This window comes from uncultured Methanobrevibacter sp., assembly GCF_900314615.1.
Lineage (GTDB): Archaea > Methanobacteriota > Methanobacteria > Methanobacteriales > Methanobacteriaceae > Methanocatella.
In genome coordinates, this window is the sequence record NZ_OMWA01000054.1 from 1 (window position 1) to 2195 (window position 2195).

2 protein-coding genes are annotated in these 2195 nt (G+C 34.7%); both read left to right on the forward strand.

The features are described 5' to 3' along the window. Positions 1–186: 186 nt before the first annotated feature. Positions 187–924 (forward strand): coenzyme F420 hydrogenase subunit gamma, encoded by a 738-nt coding sequence (gene frhG / locus QZN33_RS11670; RefSeq protein ID WP_394347063.1) that lies wholly within the window; start codon positions 187–189, stop codon positions 922–924. 11 nt (positions 925–935) lie between these two features. Continuing rightward, on the forward strand, positions 936–1781 hold the full coding sequence (gene frhB / locus QZN33_RS11675; protein WP_296792883.1) for a coenzyme F420 hydrogenase subunit beta: 846 nt from the start codon (positions 936–938) through the stop codon (positions 1779–1781). Positions 1782–2195: the final 414 nt, after the last annotated feature.

The window sequence follows — 2195 nt, forward strand, 5'->3', positions numbered from 1 at the left end:
AAATTAAGAAAATTTTTAGGCCTTGAAGCTAAACCGGACGCAGAAGATGATGAAGCAAAAGCTAAATTAAAACAAGAAATTAAAAGCGAAGTAGAAGCTCAATCAAAGCCGGCTGAAGAAGCTAAAAAAGCGGCTGATGCTGCAGCTGAAGAAGAGGCTAAAAAACAAGCAGAATCATCTGAGCAAATAAGTAAAGAATCTTCAACACAGGAGGTTGAAAAAGTGGCTGACAAACCAAAAATAGGATATATTCACATGAGTGGTTGTACTGGAGACGGTATGTCATTAACTGAAAACTATGACATTCTCTCAACCTTACTCACTGATATGGTGGACATTGTTTACGGAACAACTTTAGTAGATTTATGGGAAATGCCTGAAATGGATTTAGCATTAGTCGAAGGGTCTGTCTGTTTACAAGATGAACACAGTGTAAAAGAACTTATGGAAGTAAGAGAAAAATCAGGATTAGTTTGCGCATTTGGATCTTGTGCTATGACTGGTTGTTTCACCCGTTACGCACGTGGTGGACAATTAGCTCAACCAAAACATGAATCATTTGTACCAATTTCTGACTTAATTAAAGTAGATTGTGCTATTCCAGGATGCCCAGCATCCCCTGAAATTATTGCAAAAGTAGTTGTTGCATTAATTAACGGTGACATGGATTACTTACAACCTATGTTAGACATGGCAGCATGCAACTTAGCATGTGGTTGTGACTTACAAACCAACGTTGTAAGCAAAGCATTATGTACTGGTTGTGGAACTTGTGTATTAGCATGTCCAACCAGAGCTCTTGAAATGGTAGAAGGTAGACCATCCCACAACAAAAACAGATGTATTAAATGTGGTGCATGTACTACTCACTGTCCAAGAACCTGGTTCCCTGCTGAACAAATTAAAAAGGACTTAGGATTATAGGAGGAAGTAAAATGGCATTCGGTACATATAAAGAAGTAGTATCTGCAAGAGCTACTGACAAAGCAATCCAAAAAGTCGCACAAGATGGTGGAATCGTAAGCGCATTATTATGCTACGCTTTAGAAGAAAACATCATTGAAGGAGCTATTGTTGCTGGAGATACTGAAGACGCATGGAAACCTGAACCAACTATTGCAATGACTCCAGAAGAAATCATTGCAGCAGCAGGTACCAAATACACCTTCTCTCCAAACGCAATCAGACTCAAAGAAGCTGTAAGACAATACGGTCTTGAAAAAATCGGAACTGTAGGAACTCCTTGTCAAATTATGGGACTCAGAAAAATGCAATCCTACCCATTTGCTACCAGATTTGTAGCAGATAAACTCGCATTAATCATCGGTATTTTCTGTATGGAAAACTTCCCAAGAGATTCCTTAAAAACCTTCGTAGAAGGTAAAATGAACTCTTCCTTAGACAATGTTAACAAAATGGACATTGGTAAAGGAAAATTCTGGATTACCGATCCTGAAAAAGAATCTGGACTTGCATTAAAAGAAACCCACGGATACGAACAAGCTGGATGTAACATCTGTCTCGACTATGTTGCAGAATTAGCTGATGTATCTACTGGATCTGTAGGTTCCCCAGATGGCTGGTCCACTGTATTTACCAGAACTGACAACGGAGCAGACATCTTTACCGCAGCTGTTGAAGCTGGAGTAATCGAAACCAAACCAATGGATGATGTAAAACCTGGTTTAGGATTACTCGAAAAATTAGCTAACGGTAAAAAGGACAAAGGTAGAAAAGAAATCGAAAGAAGAGTCAACATGGGACTTCCAAGTCCTTTCTAAACTCTTCCAAACTTTTAGAAAAAGTTTGATCAAAATTATTTCAATTTTGATACAAATTTTTTCTTTTTTCTTTTTACTTTTTTTTAGGAATTTTTTATTTGTTCGTATTATTTTTAACTATTTTTATTATCTATTTATTAACTATTTTTTACTATCTTTCATATTTTCTATTTTTATAATCAACATTTTCCAATCTAATCAAATAATTAATATATAATAAAATAAAAAACTTAATATATAATTAATAAATTTTATTTGTTAAAAAATAAATTTTAATTTATATTGTTTGGTGAAATTATGAAAAGATTAAGTAAGTTTTGTGTATTATCAATTATTCTAATAATTTTAAGCATTTCTGCTGTAAGTGCTTCAGATGTGGATAATGATAATATTCAATCTTCTATTGATGATATT

Bases quoted from the DNA above. Each gene is read 5' to 3' on its own strand.
- frhB (WP_296792883.1), top strand. From the start codon at position 936: ATGGCATTCGGTACATATAAAGAAGTAGTATCTGCAAGAGCTACTGAC.